This is a genomic window from Aeromicrobium sp. (assembly GCF_023146395.1).
Taxonomy (GTDB): domain Bacteria; phylum Actinomycetota; class Actinomycetes; order Propionibacteriales; family Nocardioidaceae; genus Aeromicrobium.
Genome location: NZ_JAGLCD010000017.1, coordinates 92,549 through 107,137, shown reverse-complemented (window position 1 = coordinate 107,137; position 14,589 = coordinate 92,549). Strand labels below are relative to the sequence as shown.

The 14,589-nt window shown below is 71.7% G+C and carries 15 protein-coding genes; 8 read left to right on the top strand and 7 right to left on the bottom strand.

Annotated features, from left to right (window positions below):
• Window positions 1-27: 27 nt before the first annotated feature.
• Together KAG51_RS12460 and KAG51_RS12455 are read right to left on the bottom strand one after the other, a co-directional pair.
• The gene (locus tag KAG51_RS12460; RefSeq protein WP_290584149.1) at window positions 28-639 is read right to left on the bottom strand and encodes a hypothetical protein; all 612 of its coding nucleotides are present in this window, start codon (window positions 637-639) and stop codon (window positions 28-30) included.
• Entirely contained in the window at window positions 636-1,979 is a 1,344-nt protein-coding gene (locus tag KAG51_RS12455) for an MFS transporter (RefSeq protein WP_290584147.1), read from the bottom strand. The genes KAG51_RS12460 and KAG51_RS12455 overlap by 4 nt, the downstream gene beginning before the upstream one ends.
• 101 nt (window positions 1,980-2,080) lie before the next feature.
• On the opposite strand from KAG51_RS12455, the gene KAG51_RS12450 reads away from it, so the two are divergent.
• Together KAG51_RS12450 and KAG51_RS12445 are read left to right on the top strand one after the other, a co-directional pair.
• Entirely contained in the window at window positions 2,081-2,581 is a 501-nt protein-coding gene (locus KAG51_RS12450) for a hypothetical protein (protein ID WP_290584145.1), read from the top strand.
• A gap of 9 nt (window positions 2,582-2,590) precedes the next feature.
• Window positions 2,591-2,929, top strand: a complete 339-nt coding sequence (locus KAG51_RS12445) for a glyoxalase superfamily protein (protein ID WP_290584143.1) — start codon at window positions 2,591-2,593, stop codon at window positions 2,927-2,929.
• A gap of 4 nt (window positions 2,930-2,933) precedes the next feature.
• Here the strand turns inward: KAG51_RS12445 and KAG51_RS12440 are convergent, their stop codons facing one another.
• The gene (locus KAG51_RS12440; RefSeq protein WP_290584141.1) at window positions 2,934-3,671 is read right to left on the bottom strand and encodes a DUF429 domain-containing protein; all 738 of its coding nucleotides are present in this window, start codon (window positions 3,669-3,671) and stop codon (window positions 2,934-2,936) included.
• Window positions 3,672-3,882: 211 nt separating this feature from the next.
• On the opposite strand from KAG51_RS12440, the gene KAG51_RS12435 reads away from it, so the two are divergent.
• The 3 genes from KAG51_RS12435 to KAG51_RS12425 are packed head-to-tail and all read left to right on the top strand — an operon-like array spanning window position 3,883 to window position 7,536.
• Complete coding sequence (locus KAG51_RS12435; protein WP_290584139.1) at window positions 3,883-6,387, top strand: hypothetical protein; 2,505 nt, start codon at window positions 3,883-3,885, stop codon at window positions 6,385-6,387.
• On the top strand, window positions 6,380-7,018 hold the full coding sequence (locus KAG51_RS12430; RefSeq protein WP_290584137.1) for a class F sortase: 639 nt from the start codon (window positions 6,380-6,382) through the stop codon (window positions 7,016-7,018). Before KAG51_RS12435 ends, KAG51_RS12430 begins: the two co-directional genes overlap by 8 nt.
• Window positions 7,015-7,536 (top strand): hypothetical protein, encoded by a 522-nt coding sequence (locus KAG51_RS12425; protein WP_290584135.1) that lies wholly within the window; start codon window positions 7,015-7,017, stop codon window positions 7,534-7,536. Before KAG51_RS12430 ends, KAG51_RS12425 begins: the two co-directional genes overlap by 4 nt.
• Window position 7,537: 1 nt before the next feature.
• On the opposite strand, the gene KAG51_RS12420 is transcribed toward KAG51_RS12425, so the two are convergent.
• On the bottom strand, window positions 7,538-7,858 hold the full coding sequence (locus KAG51_RS12420) for a hypothetical protein (RefSeq protein WP_290584133.1): 321 nt from the start codon (window positions 7,856-7,858) through the stop codon (window positions 7,538-7,540).
• A 9-nt stretch (window positions 7,859-7,867) separates the two neighbouring features.
• The gene (locus KAG51_RS12415) at window positions 7,868-9,121 is read right to left on the bottom strand and encodes a YibE/F family protein (protein ID WP_290584131.1); all 1,254 of its coding nucleotides are present in this window, start codon (window positions 9,119-9,121) and stop codon (window positions 7,868-7,870) included.
• A gap of 87 nt (window positions 9,122-9,208) precedes the next feature.
• Here KAG51_RS12415 and KAG51_RS12410 point away from each other — a divergent pair, with 87 nt between their 5' ends.
• The 3 genes from KAG51_RS12410 to KAG51_RS12400 all read left to right on the top strand — a co-directional run bounded on the left by KAG51_RS12410 (window position 9,209) and on the right by KAG51_RS12400 (window position 12,442).
• Complete coding sequence (locus KAG51_RS12410; RefSeq protein ID WP_290584129.1) at window positions 9,209-10,009, top strand: phosphotransferase; 801 nt, start codon at window positions 9,209-9,211, stop codon at window positions 10,007-10,009.
• Entirely contained in the window at window positions 10,006-10,410 is a 405-nt protein-coding gene (locus tag KAG51_RS12405; RefSeq protein WP_290584127.1) for a cupin domain-containing protein, read from the top strand. The genes KAG51_RS12410 and KAG51_RS12405 overlap by 4 nt, the downstream gene beginning before the upstream one ends.
• A 79-nt stretch (window positions 10,411-10,489) precedes the next feature.
• Window positions 10,490-12,442, top strand: coding sequence for an S-layer homology domain-containing protein (locus KAG51_RS12400; RefSeq protein ID WP_290584125.1), 1,953 nt, complete (start codon window positions 10,490-10,492; stop codon window positions 12,440-12,442).
• Between the two features lie 16 nt (window positions 12,443-12,458).
• Here KAG51_RS12400 and KAG51_RS12395 read toward each other — a convergent pair whose 3' ends face one another.
• On the bottom strand, window positions 12,459-13,748 hold the full coding sequence (locus KAG51_RS12395; protein WP_290584123.1) for an ATP-binding cassette domain-containing protein: 1,290 nt from the start codon (window positions 13,746-13,748) through the stop codon (window positions 12,459-12,461).
• The gene (locus KAG51_RS12390; RefSeq protein WP_290584121.1) at window positions 13,732-14,574 is read right to left on the bottom strand and encodes an ABC transporter permease; all 843 of its coding nucleotides are present in this window, start codon (window positions 14,572-14,574) and stop codon (window positions 13,732-13,734) included. Before KAG51_RS12390 ends, KAG51_RS12395 begins: the two co-directional genes overlap by 17 nt.
• Window positions 14,575-14,589: the final 15 nt, after the last annotated feature.

Genomic DNA, 14,589 nt, shown 5'->3' with positions numbered 1-14,589 from the left:
AGCACTCCGGGTCGCGGAGGTCGAGCCTCAGAACACGGTGCGGAGCCGATCGACCAGCGAGTCCTTGACGGCCTGCTCGACGGCAGCGCCGATCTGCTGCTCGAGGTCGTCGCGGTCGGTCAGGTTGTCGAGGAGCTCGCGGAGGTCGAGATCGTCGATCGCGCGGGTGAGGACGTCGTCGGTCTTCAGCGCGGCGTCGACGACGCCGTCGGGCAGGGCACGGATGGCTGCCTTGACGAAGCCGTTGAGGTCGGCGGACGCCAGCACCTCGTCGACGAGGGACGATGCTGGCGGCAGGGTGCCGGCGGCCTCCATCCGGGCGACCGCGCTCTGGAGCCCGGCTCGAAGCGCGTCGATCTCGGCGTCGGTGCGCTCCCCGGGCCGGGCCAGACGGAGCGTGAGCTCCTCGCGGCTGACCTGCAGGGTGCACGCGGCCTCGTCGATGCCGATCAGGACGAGCTGCTCGGTCAGGCCCTCCACGCCGTCGGACCGCGACGTGGTCTCCCGGGGGGAGCAGGGGTCGGCCGGCCGGAGCGGTTCGTAGGCGCCGCCGCCGTTGGCCACCTGGACGCCCAGCACGACGGCGACGAGCAGTGCCGCGAGCACCGGAAGGCCGGCCCAGCGCACGACCGGGGTCATGTCGACCTCCGGCGTCGCACGGGGACCAGCGTCGCGAGTGCGGCGAGGGCCAAGGCGGCGCCGATCACGAAGGAGTCGCGAAAGGCGCGAGTCGCGGCCCGCTCCAGCTGGTCGTCGAGATCGCGCTGCAGCTCGTCCACGGCTGCCTGCTCGCCGGGATCGACGTCGATCCGGTCGAAGGCAGGCGCGAGGTCCGGCACCTGCCCCTGCCGGTCGGTCAGAGCGCCGCCGAGGGCCTCGGCGACCGCGATCTTGTCCTGGGCGCGCAGGGGCGAGTCGAGCACGAGGGACGTGATGGCCTGCTGCGCCGGGTCCTGGGCGTCGCGCAGATCGGCGGTGAACACGGGGGTCAGGATGGCCAGGCCGAGAACGACACCCACGTGGCGCGCGGTGATCGTCCACGCCGCGTGGTCGGCACGCGGCAGGCGCATCTGCATCGCCCGCGCGGTGAGCTGGTCGACCGTCATGCCGAGTCCGAGGCCCACGAGGCCCTGGGGCGCGACGGTCCACAGCAGGTTCGACGACGGCGGGATCGCCAGGGCGACGAGCCCGCCGGCGACCAGCACGCACCCGACGGCGATCTCGACGTGGGGCGGGGAGCGGAACAGCCGGGCCAGAGGACGCGCGGCGAGGGCCGCGACGGGCACGACCGAGACCGTCAGGGCCGCAGTGGCGGGGGAACGGCCCCACCCCTCCACGAGCAGGAGCACGAGCAGGAACAGCGCCGCGGTCAGGGCCGCCGAGAGCAGTGCGAGCGTGAGGTTGGCCCGGATCGCCGGGCGGTGCCGCTGCAGGACCGGCAGCGGTGTCGAGCGCACCGCCAACGCGGCCGGCACCGCGAGCGCGGCGAACGGCACCTGGACGACGAAGATCGCCTGCCACGAGATCGCCTGCGTGAGGAGCCCGCCGGCCACCGGACCGACCGCCGTGCCGATCACGCCCGCCGCGACCCACCAGGCCACACCGCGCCGCTCCCCGCGTTCGACCACGAGCTGCTCCAGGCACCCGACCAGCGCGAGGGCGCCGCCCAGCGCCTGCACGCACCGGGCCGCGATGAGGATCTCGATCGAGTCGGCGAACGCGCACCAGGCCGACGCGCCGGCAAACACGGCGATGCCGGTCGCGGTGAAGATCCGTGGCTGCGCCCGCGAGAACGCGCGGGCCGCCGGCACCGCGGCGAGCGCGAGCACGAGGTTGTAGGCGATCAGCACCCACGCGACCTCGCCCACCGTGGCGTCGAGGTGGTGCAGGATCTCCGGCAGCGCGAGCGTCACGATCGCCGAGTCGGCGAGCACCAGGCCCACCGTGACGGCGAGCAGCGGGGCCGTGGCATGACGCATCCCGCCATCCTCGCAGCGCGGTCTCCCCGGTGCGCGCCAGAGCACGGACGCGGCGCTGTCCGCGGTCGGGCTGTCCGAGGTCAGGCCCCTACGCTGGGAGGGTGATGGATCGGCTGGAGGCACGGGCGCGGGAGATGGTGGGGAAGTCGGCCACCGTGACCCGTGACGACCCCGGGACCGACGTCCCGTGGACGTTGCAGACCCTGAGCGTCGAGCCACACCGCCGGGGATGTCGCCGGTTCGACGCGGTCCAGCTCGGCGACGAGCTGGTCGTCCAGGTCGGCGAGATCGGCGGACGGTGGGAGCTGACGGCCGACGCGGACGGGCTGGACTTTGCCGTGCGGCTCCTGGACGCCTGCGTGGCGGGGAGGGTGCACGAACGGATGGCTCCGGGGCGATCCGCCGTGACGGTGCTCCTCGAGGGCGGCGAGACGTTCACCGAGACCGGCCATGAGCCGCCGCACTTCTACCCCATCCCCGGGTGGCGGCGGCTCGGTCGTCGGGTGGCCTACGAGCCCTACGTCGAGCCGGAGGAGGCTCAGCGACCAGGGGGAGGTCCGCCGGACGTGGCGGACGATGGCTCGGACGCCCGGCGACGGTAGCGTCCTGCCATGACGACCCTGGCGGCTTCCGTGCTGCGGATCACCGATCTCGACCGAGCGTTGCTGTGGTGGGTCCGCCTGGGGTTCGGCGAGGAGTTTCGGCACCAGTTCGAGCCGGGTCTGCCGTGGTACGTGGGCATCGTGCGCGAGGAGGCCCGCGTGCACCTGTCGCAGCACGCGGGCGACGCCGCGGGTCCGGGCCTGGTGTACCTGTGGGTCGACGACGTCGATGCCGTGGCCGCGGAGTTCGGCGCGACGGTCGAGGACATGCCCTGGGCACGCGACTGCGAGGTCGTCGACCCCGACGGCAACCGGGTCCGCGCGGCCACGGCGCTCAGCGCGGGCTGAGGGGTCAGGGCAGGTCGGCAAGCGATCCCGTCGGCACGTGGATCCACCCTTCCCGGCGCGCCAGCTGGACGTCGGACGGCAGCTCGGTGAGACCCCGCTGCCGCGCGCGTGCGACCAGGGCGCACAGGACGGCGTCGAGCACGTGGTCGGAGTCCCGCACGGCCTGTTCGTGCGAGCCGAGGTCGAGCCAGGGCGCCGCGATGGCCAGGGAGTCGACGATGACGTCGCGGGCCGGCTGGTGAGCCGCGCCCTTGTAGCCGCGGTGCGGCAGGCCCCACGTCTTCAGCGCCGCGGCGGGATAGGTCTCGGCGATGGCTCCGGAGCCATCGAGTGAGGAGTCGACCCCGGGGCCGAGCTCCGAGATCAGGGCGGCGAGCCGGATCGCGACGTGCCCGATGTAGTCCGCGGCCACGCTGAGCGGTCGCAGCCCCGTCGTGGCCTGGACGTGACGGTCGGTCTCGCGCAGCACGTACTCGCGTCGCCAGCCGTCGGGACGGTTCGTGGGGCTCCGCAGGGTGCGGTCGCCGTGGTCGGCGACCAGCTGCACGAAGGCGACAGGCCAGCCGAACGGGCAGTCGATCCCGATGGCGCCGCCCGGGTGCCGCATCCACCGCAGCACGGTCTCGTCGTCGGCCCGGGCGGCGACCTCCTCGACGACGGCACGTCCCGCACCCCAACGGATCGCGGCGACGGCGGTGCCGGGGGGCTCGGCCGCCAGGTCGATCCCCACGGTCACGTCCACGCTTGGCCTCCACCCATGGTCGAGAGCGTAGGCGGGGGTGGCGAAGGTCGCGTGCTGCTGGGCGCTCTCGCCTCAGGCGGCCGGCCGTCGGCGGACGTCTGTCCACAGGCCGGCGCCGTCCACAGGAGGGTCCGCGGACGGGGCGACGCGTGCTTCCTCGCCTCTAGCGTCCTTCGCAGGGCAGCAGTGAGAACCGAGAAGGGGCACCACAATGGGCCAGCACGTCAGTCAGCAGAGCGGAGCCGCGCAGGCGCGCCGCGAGCGCGAGCGGGCCGCGCGGCGGCTCCTCGCACGAGGGCTCCTGGCCTGCCTCGTGGTGGGGGCGGGGCTGGTCGTCACCGGCACCGCGTCCGAGGCCGGCGTGCGGGTGGCGGGGCACGCCCACGCCGCCACGTACGTCGGGGTGGAGACCTTCGACGGCGTGATCGGTGTCTGCACCGGCAACGGGCGTGCTGCTCCCACCGTCACGACCCCGCCGAGCCGCGTCCACGCGCCGGTCGCGGCCTGGGCCCTTCACGTGGCCGGTCCCGACGGCTCCGGCCTCGACGACACCACCGGTGCTGCGATCGCCACGATCGTCAAGAACGATCCGGCCGTGCCCAGCAACCACAAGAACGCCACCCCCGACGTCGGAGTCCGGGCGCGCGTCGACCAGATCGTCGCCGAGGCGCATGCCTACGCGGGGCCGCGAACCCTCCCGCTCGGCCTCACGTCCACCTCGCCCACACCCGGCCAGACCTGGCAGCTCACCGGGGTCGGCATCCAGGCCCCGGGTGCCTGGATGCCAGGCCGGGCCATCGACCTGGCGGTCACGGGCCCGGTCGTGTTCGAGGCCAGCGGCACGAGCACGATCACCGTGACCTCGACGGGAGAACCCCAGACGCTCAACCTGCGCAGCACGGGCAACGGCGAGTTCACGGTAACGGGCTCGACCACGGTCCCGTCGAATCACGTGAACTCCCACCCCGCGCAGAGCCCGGGGCACCAGATGATCACGACCCGGGTCGGCGACGAGCCGCTGACCGGCGCGACCGGTGCCCAGGTCGCAGTCCTGGAGCACCGGCCCTCGGCGGTCACGAACACGAGCGTGCTCACGGTGGCCGAGCCCGGCACCAAGGTCCACGACCGCATCACCATCACGGGCGCACGCCCGGGGTCGACCCTGACGGGTCGGTCGACGCTCTACGGCCCCCTGACCGAGAAGCCCACCGAGTCCGCCGAGCCGCCCGCGGGCACTCCCGTCGTCGGCACGGCCGAGTACGAGGTCACCGTCGACGAGACCGGTGCGGCCACGGTCGAGACCCCCGCGCTGGTCCTGCCGGCACCCGGCTACTTCGTCTGGCAGGAGGAGATCGACGGCGAGCCTGAGGACGCACCCAGCCCTCGCAACCTCGGCTTCCGCGGACGCTACGGCGTCGGCACGGAGACCTCGCTCGTCGCGCCACCGCCTGACGTCGTCACCGAGGTGAGTCGGCGGGAAGTCGTCGTCGGACAGCCCGTCAGCGACACCGTGACGGTCGTCGGCACCGTCCACGACCACGACGGACTGGGTCCCATCAGCACCGTGCTGACCGGTCGCGCCTACGGTCCGGTCCCGCCGGTCGACGGCTCGTGCGAGGACGTCGACTGGCGCGAGGCTCCCATCGCGCACGAGTTCGGGCCGCTCCCGATCACCGGTGGGCAGAAGCAGCTCGTGGGCGTGGGAGAGTTCACGCCCCGCCAGGGCGGCTGCTACTCCTACGGCGAGACCTTGGTGGCGACCAACAGCCAGGGTGAGCCGATCTACCGCGTCGACCACGAGGCCGGACGCGTCGAGCAGACCGTGCTCGTCGAGGTGCCCGAGGCGGTCACCCAGATCAGCTCGACCGTCGTCGAGCCCGGCGGGCACTTCAGCGACACCGTGTCGATCACCGGAACCGGTGGGGCGAGCGGCTCGTTCGTCGCCGCGCTCTGGGGACCTGTCGCCCCCGACCCGGACCTCGGCTGCTGGTTCGGTCCGGCGCGGTGGGCCGAGCTCATCGCCGCCGGCGAGGCCTCGGAGGCGCACCTCGAGGAGGTCGCGTTCACCGGTGACGGCGACGTCACGACCACGGACGTCCCGGTAACCGAGCTCGGCTGCTACACGTGGTCGGCGGTGTTCTCCTTCGACGCCGCCCCAGGCACCGAGCTCGTCTCCGCGCCCGGTCTGGAGACCGAGACCGGGATGGTCGCGGCGCCCGAGATCGCCACCGTGGCGCAGGCCAGCACGACCCACCTCGGGGGAGAGCTCAGCGACGTCATCACGGTCTCGGGCACGCAGGACGTGCCTGGCACCGTCACGGGCGAGATCCTCACGGCGCCGCCGGTCGACGGCGGGTGTGACGCGGTCGACTGGAGCCACGCGACTTCGGCCGGACAGATCGAGCCGATCCCCACCGTCACCGACGGGGTGCACACCTCGAGCACCACGGTGATCGACGGCAACGGCGCCGTGTGCGCCACGTTCGTGGTGGCCTGGACGCCGGTCCACGAGAAGCTCGTCGGAGCGGCCGTCGTCGACGAGGCGGGCCTTCCGGCGGAGACGATCCTGTTCGTGCCCGACGTCCCGGCCGTGCCCGCGGGCAGCCCGTCCGCGTCCGCCTTCCCGCTCTGGCTCGTGCTGGGACTGGCGATGGCCGGTGCCGGCGCAGGGTCGTCGATCTGGCAGCTGCGTCGCGGCGGAGGCGGCCATGCGTGAGCGGCGGGTACGGCGGCTGCTGCTCGGGGCCTCGCTCGTCGCGACGGTCGCGGGTGCCGCACTCGTGGTCGTGGGGTGGCCGGACGACCGCCCGGAGCCCGTCAGCAGCTTCACGGCGCCGAACGCCCATCCGCAGGGTCCGAGGGCGACCCGGGAGGTGGGCCCGCACGACCTCGATCCGGGCACCCTCTTCGTCCCCGCGCTCGAGATCCAGGCCCGCCTGACCCCGATGGCCACCCGGGCCGGTGCGTTGGAAATCCCGACGGACCCGGCGGTCGTGGGGTGGGACGAGCAGACCCCGTCGCTCGCGGCCGCCGAGGGCTCGACGTTCCTCGCGGGTCACGTGGCGGCCGGGGGCGTCGACGGCGCCCTGCACGACCTCGCGCGCATCACGCCGGGCTCGAGGATCTTCACCCGCGACGACGAGGGGGCGCTGCGCGAGTGGGTCGTCACGGGGCTGCAGACCTCGCGGGACAAGCTCATGGAACCGGAGTACTTCGCCACGACCGGAGACCGTCGCCTCACCGTCGTGACGTGCGCGGGGCCGGTCGTCGAGCGCGCCGGGCGACGCACCTTCCGCGACTCCGTGATCGTGACGGCCGTGCCAGCGCCGCTACGCTCGAGCGCATGACGACGATCGCCCATGTCCGGACGGCCGTCAGGCGGTTGGCCGAGGTGAGCAGGGTCGAGGGCGGCGCCGAGACCTGGGCGATCGACGGTCGCGAGTTCCTCACGGTCACCGCCGACCGCGGGTCCGTCGAGCTGCAGCTGCCGGCCGACGACGCCGAGCAGGTGCTGCTCGACATCCCAGGCTCGCGTCTGCTGAGGCGAGGCTCTCGGACGACGGGAGTCGTGATCCCGATCGACGCGATGAACGGGATGCAGGCCAATGCGGTCATCGGCCGCTCCTGGGCGTCTCGCGCACCGGACCGACTCACGCGCACCCCCGTGGAAGCCGGGGCCGACAGTGACCTGCCGCGATCGCTCGGCCGGCCCGCGACTGCGGCCCTGCACAGCGCCGGGATCACGACGCTGGCCGAGGTGTCGTCTCGTGCGCCCGCCGAGATCGCGGCACTTCACGGGGTGGGCCCGCGGGCCGTGCGCCTGCTGGAGGAGGCGCTCGAGGCCGCTGGCCTCGCGTGGGGCTGAGTCAGTCGTCGTCGGAACGCTGCACCCGGCGCAGGGTCACGCTGCGGAGCTGCCCCTCGTCGTCGAACACCGCGTCGGTGCGCGGCTCCTCGTCATCGGCCGAGGGCAGCACGGCGCCGGCCTTCTTCTGGCTCTCGAGGTCTTCACGCGCATCGCCACGGCCGGGGCTGAAGATGTTCTCGACCAGGCCCAGCCCGTTGCCGCCCGTGCCCAGACCGTCTCGTCCGCCGGGCTGGTCGAGCGAGCGCTGGAACAACCAGACCGCGAGGAACCCGGCCACGAGGATGCCCCCGATCACGAGGACGGGCTCCAACCAGGTCATGGCGCCAGCCTACGCGTCCTCCGGGCGTCGCACCCGTCTCCCGGCCGAGGGGCGCTCGTCCGCCCAGGTGGCCGGGGCTGCCGTCGCGCCGCTCCCGGAGTCGTCCACCGCGCGGTCCGGCTCTCGGTCCGACCCGGGATCCCGCGCGGGCGGGGCGAGCCACACCGCGAACGCGGTGGTGACGGGCACGGCCAGGACGAGGCCGATGGCTCCCACCAGGGTGCGCACGACCTCCTGGGCGATCTCACCGCTCGTCAGCACGTCCACGAGGCCGCGCTGGTAGGCCGTGATCAGCAGCATGACCGTCATGGCCGAGCCGGCGTAGGCGAACACGAGCGTGTAGACGCTGGAGGCGATGTGGTCGCGCCCGATACGCATCGCGGACCGGAACAGGTCCCAGGCGGACGCGAAGGGCTGCAGGGCCCGGAGCTCCCACACAGCGCTGGCCTGGGTGACCGTGACGTCGTTCAGCACGCCGAGCCCGGCGATGACCATGCTCGCCGCGACGATGCCCTGCATCTGCAGCTGCGGCGCGGTGGCCAGCAGGAGGGCGTCGTCCTCGGAGGTCAGACCGGTCAGGTGCGACCAGTCGGTGCCGATGAGCCCAGCGAGCGCGGTGAAGGCGATGCCGAACAGCGTGCCGAACAGCGCCGACGTCGTGCGGATGGAGATCCCGTGGGCCAGGTACAGGACGGCGATCATGATGCCGGTGGACCCGACCACGGCGATGAGGAGCGGTGACTGGCCCGTGAGGATGCCGGGCAGCACGAACGTCATGAGGGCCACGAGAGTGACCCCGATGCCGAGGAGCGCGAACAGTCCACGCAAGCGTCCGATCAGCGCGACCAGGACGGCGAAGACGATCGCCAGGGCGGCGAGGGGGAAGCCCCGGACGAAGTCACGGAACTCGTAGCCGAACGAGCCGCCCTCGATCTGGTACTGGACCAGGCGCACCCGATCTCCCGCGGCGACGGTGCCGGCCACGAAGTTGGTCGAGTTCAGCTGGAACTCCGCGGTCTGTCCGGCAGCCTCGCCGGTCTCCACGTCGGCCGTGACGTTGGCGCAGCTGCCGGCGACGGTGGGCATGCTGTCGATGTCGACCTCGCCGGTGCTGCCACAGTCGAAGGGCTCGAGCGAGGTGACCGTGGCCTCGACCGTCGTGACGCCCTCGCCGCTGAACGGATCGATGTCGCGGGGCACGTCATCCGACGACGGCCACAAGATGGCCATCGCGATGCCCGTGGCCACGGCGATGGCGGCCACGACACCTCCGAGCGTGCGCGCGAGTTCGGGGCGAGGAGGCCCGCTGTCGACGGGGCCGTGACCATGGCTGTGTGACACGATGACAGGGTGTCACGCGACGTCACCCCGTCCGAAGAACCCACGCCGGACGACCCCGGTCCGGAGCACCTTCCCGGTGGGTCCGGAGGTGTGTGGAAGGTCGGCCGCACGGTTCGCCGGCCCACCGGGCCCTGGACGCCCGCGGTGCACGAGCTGCTGACCTGGCTCGCCGGCGAGGGCCTCGGCGGCATCCCGCACGTCGGCGGCGTCGACGACGACGGCCGCGAGATCGTCTCGTACATCGAGGGGCGCGGTGTGCCGGTCGACGACGAGATCGTGCTCGACACGGTCCTGGTCGAGGCCGTGGGGTGGCTGCGCGACTTCCACGACCTCGTCGACTCCTACCGGCCGGATGGCCCGCGGACCTGGCGCCAGAGCGGGGCCGAGCCGGTCGAGCTCGAGCCCGGGCAGATCGTCTGCCACAACGACCCGGGCGCCTACAACTGGATCGTCCAGAGCGGTCACTTCGTCGCGATGATCGACTGGGACCTCGCGGGACCCGGCGACCCGATCGACGACCTGGCGTTCTTGTGCTGGACGGCGATCCCGCTCTACCGCGACATCGGTGCCGCCGAGACCGCCCGCCGGATCGAGCTCGTCGTCGATGCCTACGCCGAGTGGGGGCCACTGACGCTGCTCGACGCCGTGGAGCGCCGCATGACCACCGCGACCGAGCGGATCGCGGCCGGCATCGAGCGCAGCGACCCCGGGATGCTCCACCTGCAGACACGCGGTGAGCCGCAGCGCACCCGCGACCGCGTCGCCGCGTTCCGCGAGCGCCGCGCCGCGATCGAGGCGGAGCTCGCGTGACCGAGATCGAGCGTCTCGGCCTCGAGCCGCACCCGGAGGGCGGGTGGTTCCGTCAGATGTGGCGCTCGCCGGTCGAGGTCACGCTGCCCGACGGCCGCGTGCGTGCGACTGCCACGCTCATCCACTTCTTCCTGCCCGCGGGGGAGTCGTCGGCCTGGCACGTCGTGGCCTCCGACGAGATCTGGATCGCCCAGACGGGGACCGTCACCCTCGAGCTCGCTGGCACGGCAGATCAGCCCGGATCCGACGTGGAGCGCCACACGTGCGCCGTCGACGCCGAGGCGCAGGTGCTCGTGCCGGCCGGGGTGTGGCAGCGCACCGTGCCGACCGGCGCCGATGCCCTCGTGAGCTGCCTGGTCTCACCGGGCTTCGACTTTGCCGACTTCCGCCTCGCCGACTGACGGGAGGCGTCCGTCCCGCGACGGGTGAATCTGGTGTGAATCCAGGTCCTGTGAGCCTCGTGTGCGCTTTGATGTCGCCATGATCGGGCGGCTGAACATGTCGGGAGTGGTGCTGCTGTGCGCAGTCCTGCTCGGAGCGCTCCCGGCCGGCTCCGCGTCGGGGGTCGACGCCGCGACGGCCTACACGCCCTCGCCGACGTCGCCCTTCGTGGACGTCGCCGGGACCAGCTCGGACCGGCCCCACACCTTCTACCGGGAGATCTCCTGGCTTGCCGAGCGAGGTATTACCACCGGCTACGGCTCGGCCCCCGGCCGACGGTTCGATCCGTCGGCGCCGGTCCTGCGCGAGCAGATGGCGGCCTTCCTCTACCGCCTCGCGGGGGAGCCCGACGTCGTGCTGCCCGCGGAGTCCCCGTTTGCCGACGTCCCGACGTCGCACGCGTTCTACCGAGCCATCGTCTGGCTGCAGTCGACCCAGGTGACGACGGGCTACACCGGTACGGACGGCACTGTCACGTTCCGCGGAGCGCAGCCGGTGCTGCGCGAGCAGATGGCGGCGTTCCTCTACCGGTTCTGGACCTGGCAGGACGACGGCGTCAAGCCACCCGTGCCGACCGGATCCTCGTTCACCGACGTGGTCAGGGACGACACGTTCGAGCGGGAGATCCGCTGGCTCGCGAGCACCGGGGTCACCACGGGCTATGCGGAGCCGGGCGGCACGCGGACCTTCCGCGGCACGCTGTCTGTGCTCCGGGAGCAGATGGCGGCCTTCATGTTCCGCTTCGATTCCGTCCCGAGAACCTCGATGCTGGAGCTCGATCGGCCCGGCCACGTCATGGGTGCGGGAGTGGTCTCCGGCAACGGACGGTTCGTGGTCTTCAGCTCGACGCTGTCGGACCTGGTGAAAGGCGACACCAATCAGCAGCGTGACGTCTTCGTCCGCGACCTCAGGAACGGCCGGACCGAACGCGTCTCCGTCTCGAGCAGCGGTCAGCAGGGCAATCGGGACTCGGCCACCTACGGACGTCCGGACATCTCCAGTGATGGTCGATACGTCACGTTCGTCTCGGAAGCGACCAATCTCGTGCCCGGCGACACGAACGCGCACATCGACGTGTTCCTTCACGATCGCCAGACCGGAGCGACTGAGCGGGTGTCGGTCTCGAGCACGGGCGAGCAGGGAAACCGTGACTCGGCGTACTTCGGGTCGCAGGTGTCCGACGACGGGCAGGTCGTGGCCTTCCACTCGACCTCGTCCAACCTGGTGCCCGGCGCCCCGAACACCGGATCGAATCAGATCTTCGTCCGCGATCGCTTGGCTGGCACGACCACGCCCGCCTCGGTGTCGAGCACGGGGGAGCTGTCCGGCTACTTCCCCGTCGGGAGCTTCGACCTCTCGGCGAACGGGCGCCACGTCGCCTTCGTCACGCAGTCGGCGAACGTCGTCGCGGGAGACACGAACGAGGCTGAGGACGTCTTCGTGCACGATCGGCAGACGAGACTGACCGAACGGGTCTCGGTCACCAGTACGGGCGAGCAAACACCACAGTTCGACGGATGGTCCGCGGGAGTGTCCATCTCAGCGGACGGGCAGCGGGTGGCCTTCGCCTCCTCATCCTCACGCCTGGCATCGGGGATCCCGCCGGGCAGGTGGCAGGTCTACGTGCGCGACCGAACGGCCCGCAGCACGTCGATGGTGTCGGTGACACCGACCGGAGCGCGGTCGGGTGGAGCGGCTCTGCCGTTCCAGATCACGAGCGACGGGCAGTCCGTCGTCTTCGCCAGCGGCGTTCCCGACCTCGTCCCCGGCGACGTCAACGAACAGAGTGACGTCTTCGTCCGCGACCTGGAGGCCGAGACGACCGAGCGTGTCTCGGTGTCGACCGCAGGTGCTGCAGGCGTCGGACCCTACGTCGGCGGCTCGATCTCGGACGATGGCAGGTACGTCGTCTTCTACGGCCACTGGACCCTGGTTCCGGGGTTGGCGCCGAACGCGTCGGGGATGTGGCTGCGCGATCGCGGTTGGGTGTAGTCGCTCCCGACAGCCCTCAGGTCGGGTCGGGGGAGCGGGCGTCCTTCTGGCGCGAGGCCCAGTCGCGGTAGCGGTGCAGGAACACCACGGCCGCCTCGCGCGTGAGCGCGGTCTCGGGGCGGAACTCCATGCCGGCCGGCACCGACCAACCGGCGGTGATGCCGCTGGCGGCCAGCCACTCGATCGCTGCGGCGTGCTCGTGATCGGGTGCAACGTCGATGAAGCGTGGCTTCTTCGGCAGGGCGACCTCGGGGGAACCGGCGAGCTCGTGCACGAGCGCGGCGAACGCGGCCCGGTCGGCGATCGCGGCGGTGTCGGTGGCGACCGTCTCGAGTGCTGGCGCATCGGCGGTGCGTCGTCCGGAGGGCCCACCGAAGTGCTGCAGAAACCCTGACAGCGCCGCGTGATCGACCGGCTCGGCCGGCCGGAACTCGCGCTGTCCGTCGACCGTCCAGCCCGTGGCGACGCCCTCCGACGAGGCCCACTCGATGTGGCTGAAGAAGGGGTGCGAGGTCGGGACGTCGGAGAACGTCGGTGCCGCGGCGCGCATGCGGCTGACGGCCTCGGTCGCAGGGCCGTCGAACTGCACCTCGCCGCCGGACAGCAAGATCCCGCGGTCGCACAGCCGCGCGACCATGTCGAGGTCATGGCTCACGACCACGAGCGTGCGCCCGGCCTCGTGCAGCTCGCGGATGCGCGCCAGACACTTCTTCTGGAACGGTTCGTCGCCGACCGACAAGATCTCGTCGACCAGGAGGATGTCGACCTCGGTGTGGATGGCGACCGAGAACGCCAGACGCAGGAACATGCCCGAGGAGTAGTGTTTGACCTCGGTGTCGATGAACTTCTCGATCTCGCTGAACTCGACGATGTCGTCGAAACGCGCGTCGATCTCGTCGCGGCTCATGCCCAGGATCGCGGCGTTGAGGTAGACGTTCTCGCGTCCGGAGAGGTCGGGGTGGAAGCCGGCGCCGACCTCGATCAGACCGGCGATGCGCCCCCGGGTGCGGATCGTGCCCGCATCCGGGCGCAGCACGCCCGAGATGAGCTTGAGCAGCGTCGACTTGCCCGATCCGTTGAACCCGAGCAGCGCGACCGACTCGCCCGCCTCGATCGTGAAGTCGACGCCGCGAAGGGCATCGAACGTCGAGCTCACGACCTTGCCGCGCATCTTCGCGACGAAGGCCTCCTTGAGCGAGTGCGTGTGGCGGAGTCGGAAGGTCTTGCGGACGTCGTCGACGACGATCGACGTCCGGTCTGCGGTGTGGTCGGCGACCCGGCGGGGTCCCTCAGAGGTCCTGGGCAAAGCGACCCTCCAGTCGACGGAAGACGAGCTGCCCCAGGGCGAGCGTGGCGATCGACGTCAGGAGCGCGATGCCGGCGAAGAGCCAGACGTCGGGGGCGATCCTGCCGGCCTCGGTGGTCGGCTGCCAGAAGCCGTGGTGCATCAGGTTGACGGCGGACGTCAGCGGATTGAGCTGGTAGAGCGTGAAGAGCCAGTCCGGCACGACGTTGCGCACCATGTCCCACTGGTAGAGCACGGGCGAGGCCCACGGGGCGACCATCACGATGAGCTCGACGAAGTTCTGTGCATCGCGGAACGCGACGTTCGCGGCGCCGAACAGCATGCCCAGGCCGAGCGCGAAGATCATGACGATCGCGATCGCGAGGAGCACCCCGAGTACCTGGGCGATCGACGGCGACCACCCGACCGCGAGGCACACGCCGAGCAGGATCACGACCTGCGGCAGGAAGTTGACGATCGCGACGTAGATCGTGGCCACGGGGAACAGCTCGCGGGGCAGGTAGATCTTCTTGATCAACGCCCCGTTGTCGACGAGCGACCGGGTCGAGTTGGTGAAGGCCTCGCTGAAGAGGTTGATGAGGATCAGGCCCGAGAACAGGTAGACGGGATACCGCTCGATCGAGTCGTTCAGGCGCAGGAACACGCCCAGGGCCAGGAAGTACACCGTGAACAGCGCGGCGGGCTTGACGAAGGACCAGGCCCAGCCGAGCGCCGAGCCGCGGTATCGGACCTGCACGTCCTTACGGGTCAACAGGTGCAACAGATAGCGGCGCCGGGCGACGTCGACGAGACCTCGACCGCGGCCCGGGTCGACCAACTCGGACACCGGATCACCCGCGCG

Excerpts from the sequence above, each read along its gene's own strand:
- KAG51_RS12460 (WP_290584149.1), bottom strand. The coding sequence starts at position 639 with ATGACCCCGGTCGTGCGCTGGGCCGGCCTTCCGGTGCTCGCGGCACTG.
- KAG51_RS12455 (WP_290584147.1), bottom strand. The coding sequence starts at position 1,979 with ATGCGTCATGCCACGGCCCCGCTGCTCGCCGTCACGGTGGGCCTGGTG.
- KAG51_RS12445 (WP_290584143.1), top strand. The coding sequence starts at position 2,591 with ATGACGACCCTGGCGGCTTCCGTGCTGCGGATCACCGATCTCGACCGA.
- KAG51_RS12435 (WP_290584139.1), top strand. The coding sequence starts at position 3,883 with ATGGGCCAGCACGTCAGTCAGCAGAGCGGAGCCGCGCAGGCGCGCCGC.
- KAG51_RS12430 (WP_290584137.1), top strand. The coding sequence starts at position 6,380 with ATGCGTGAGCGGCGGGTACGGCGGCTGCTGCTCGGGGCCTCGCTCGTC.
- KAG51_RS12425 (WP_290584135.1), top strand. The coding sequence starts at position 7,015 with ATGACGACGATCGCCCATGTCCGGACGGCCGTCAGGCGGTTGGCCGAG.
- KAG51_RS12420 (WP_290584133.1), bottom strand. The coding sequence starts at position 7,858 with ATGACCTGGTTGGAGCCCGTCCTCGTGATCGGGGGCATCCTCGTGGCC.
- KAG51_RS12400 (WP_290584125.1), top strand. The coding sequence starts at position 10,490 with ATGATCGGGCGGCTGAACATGTCGGGAGTGGTGCTGCTGTGCGCAGTC.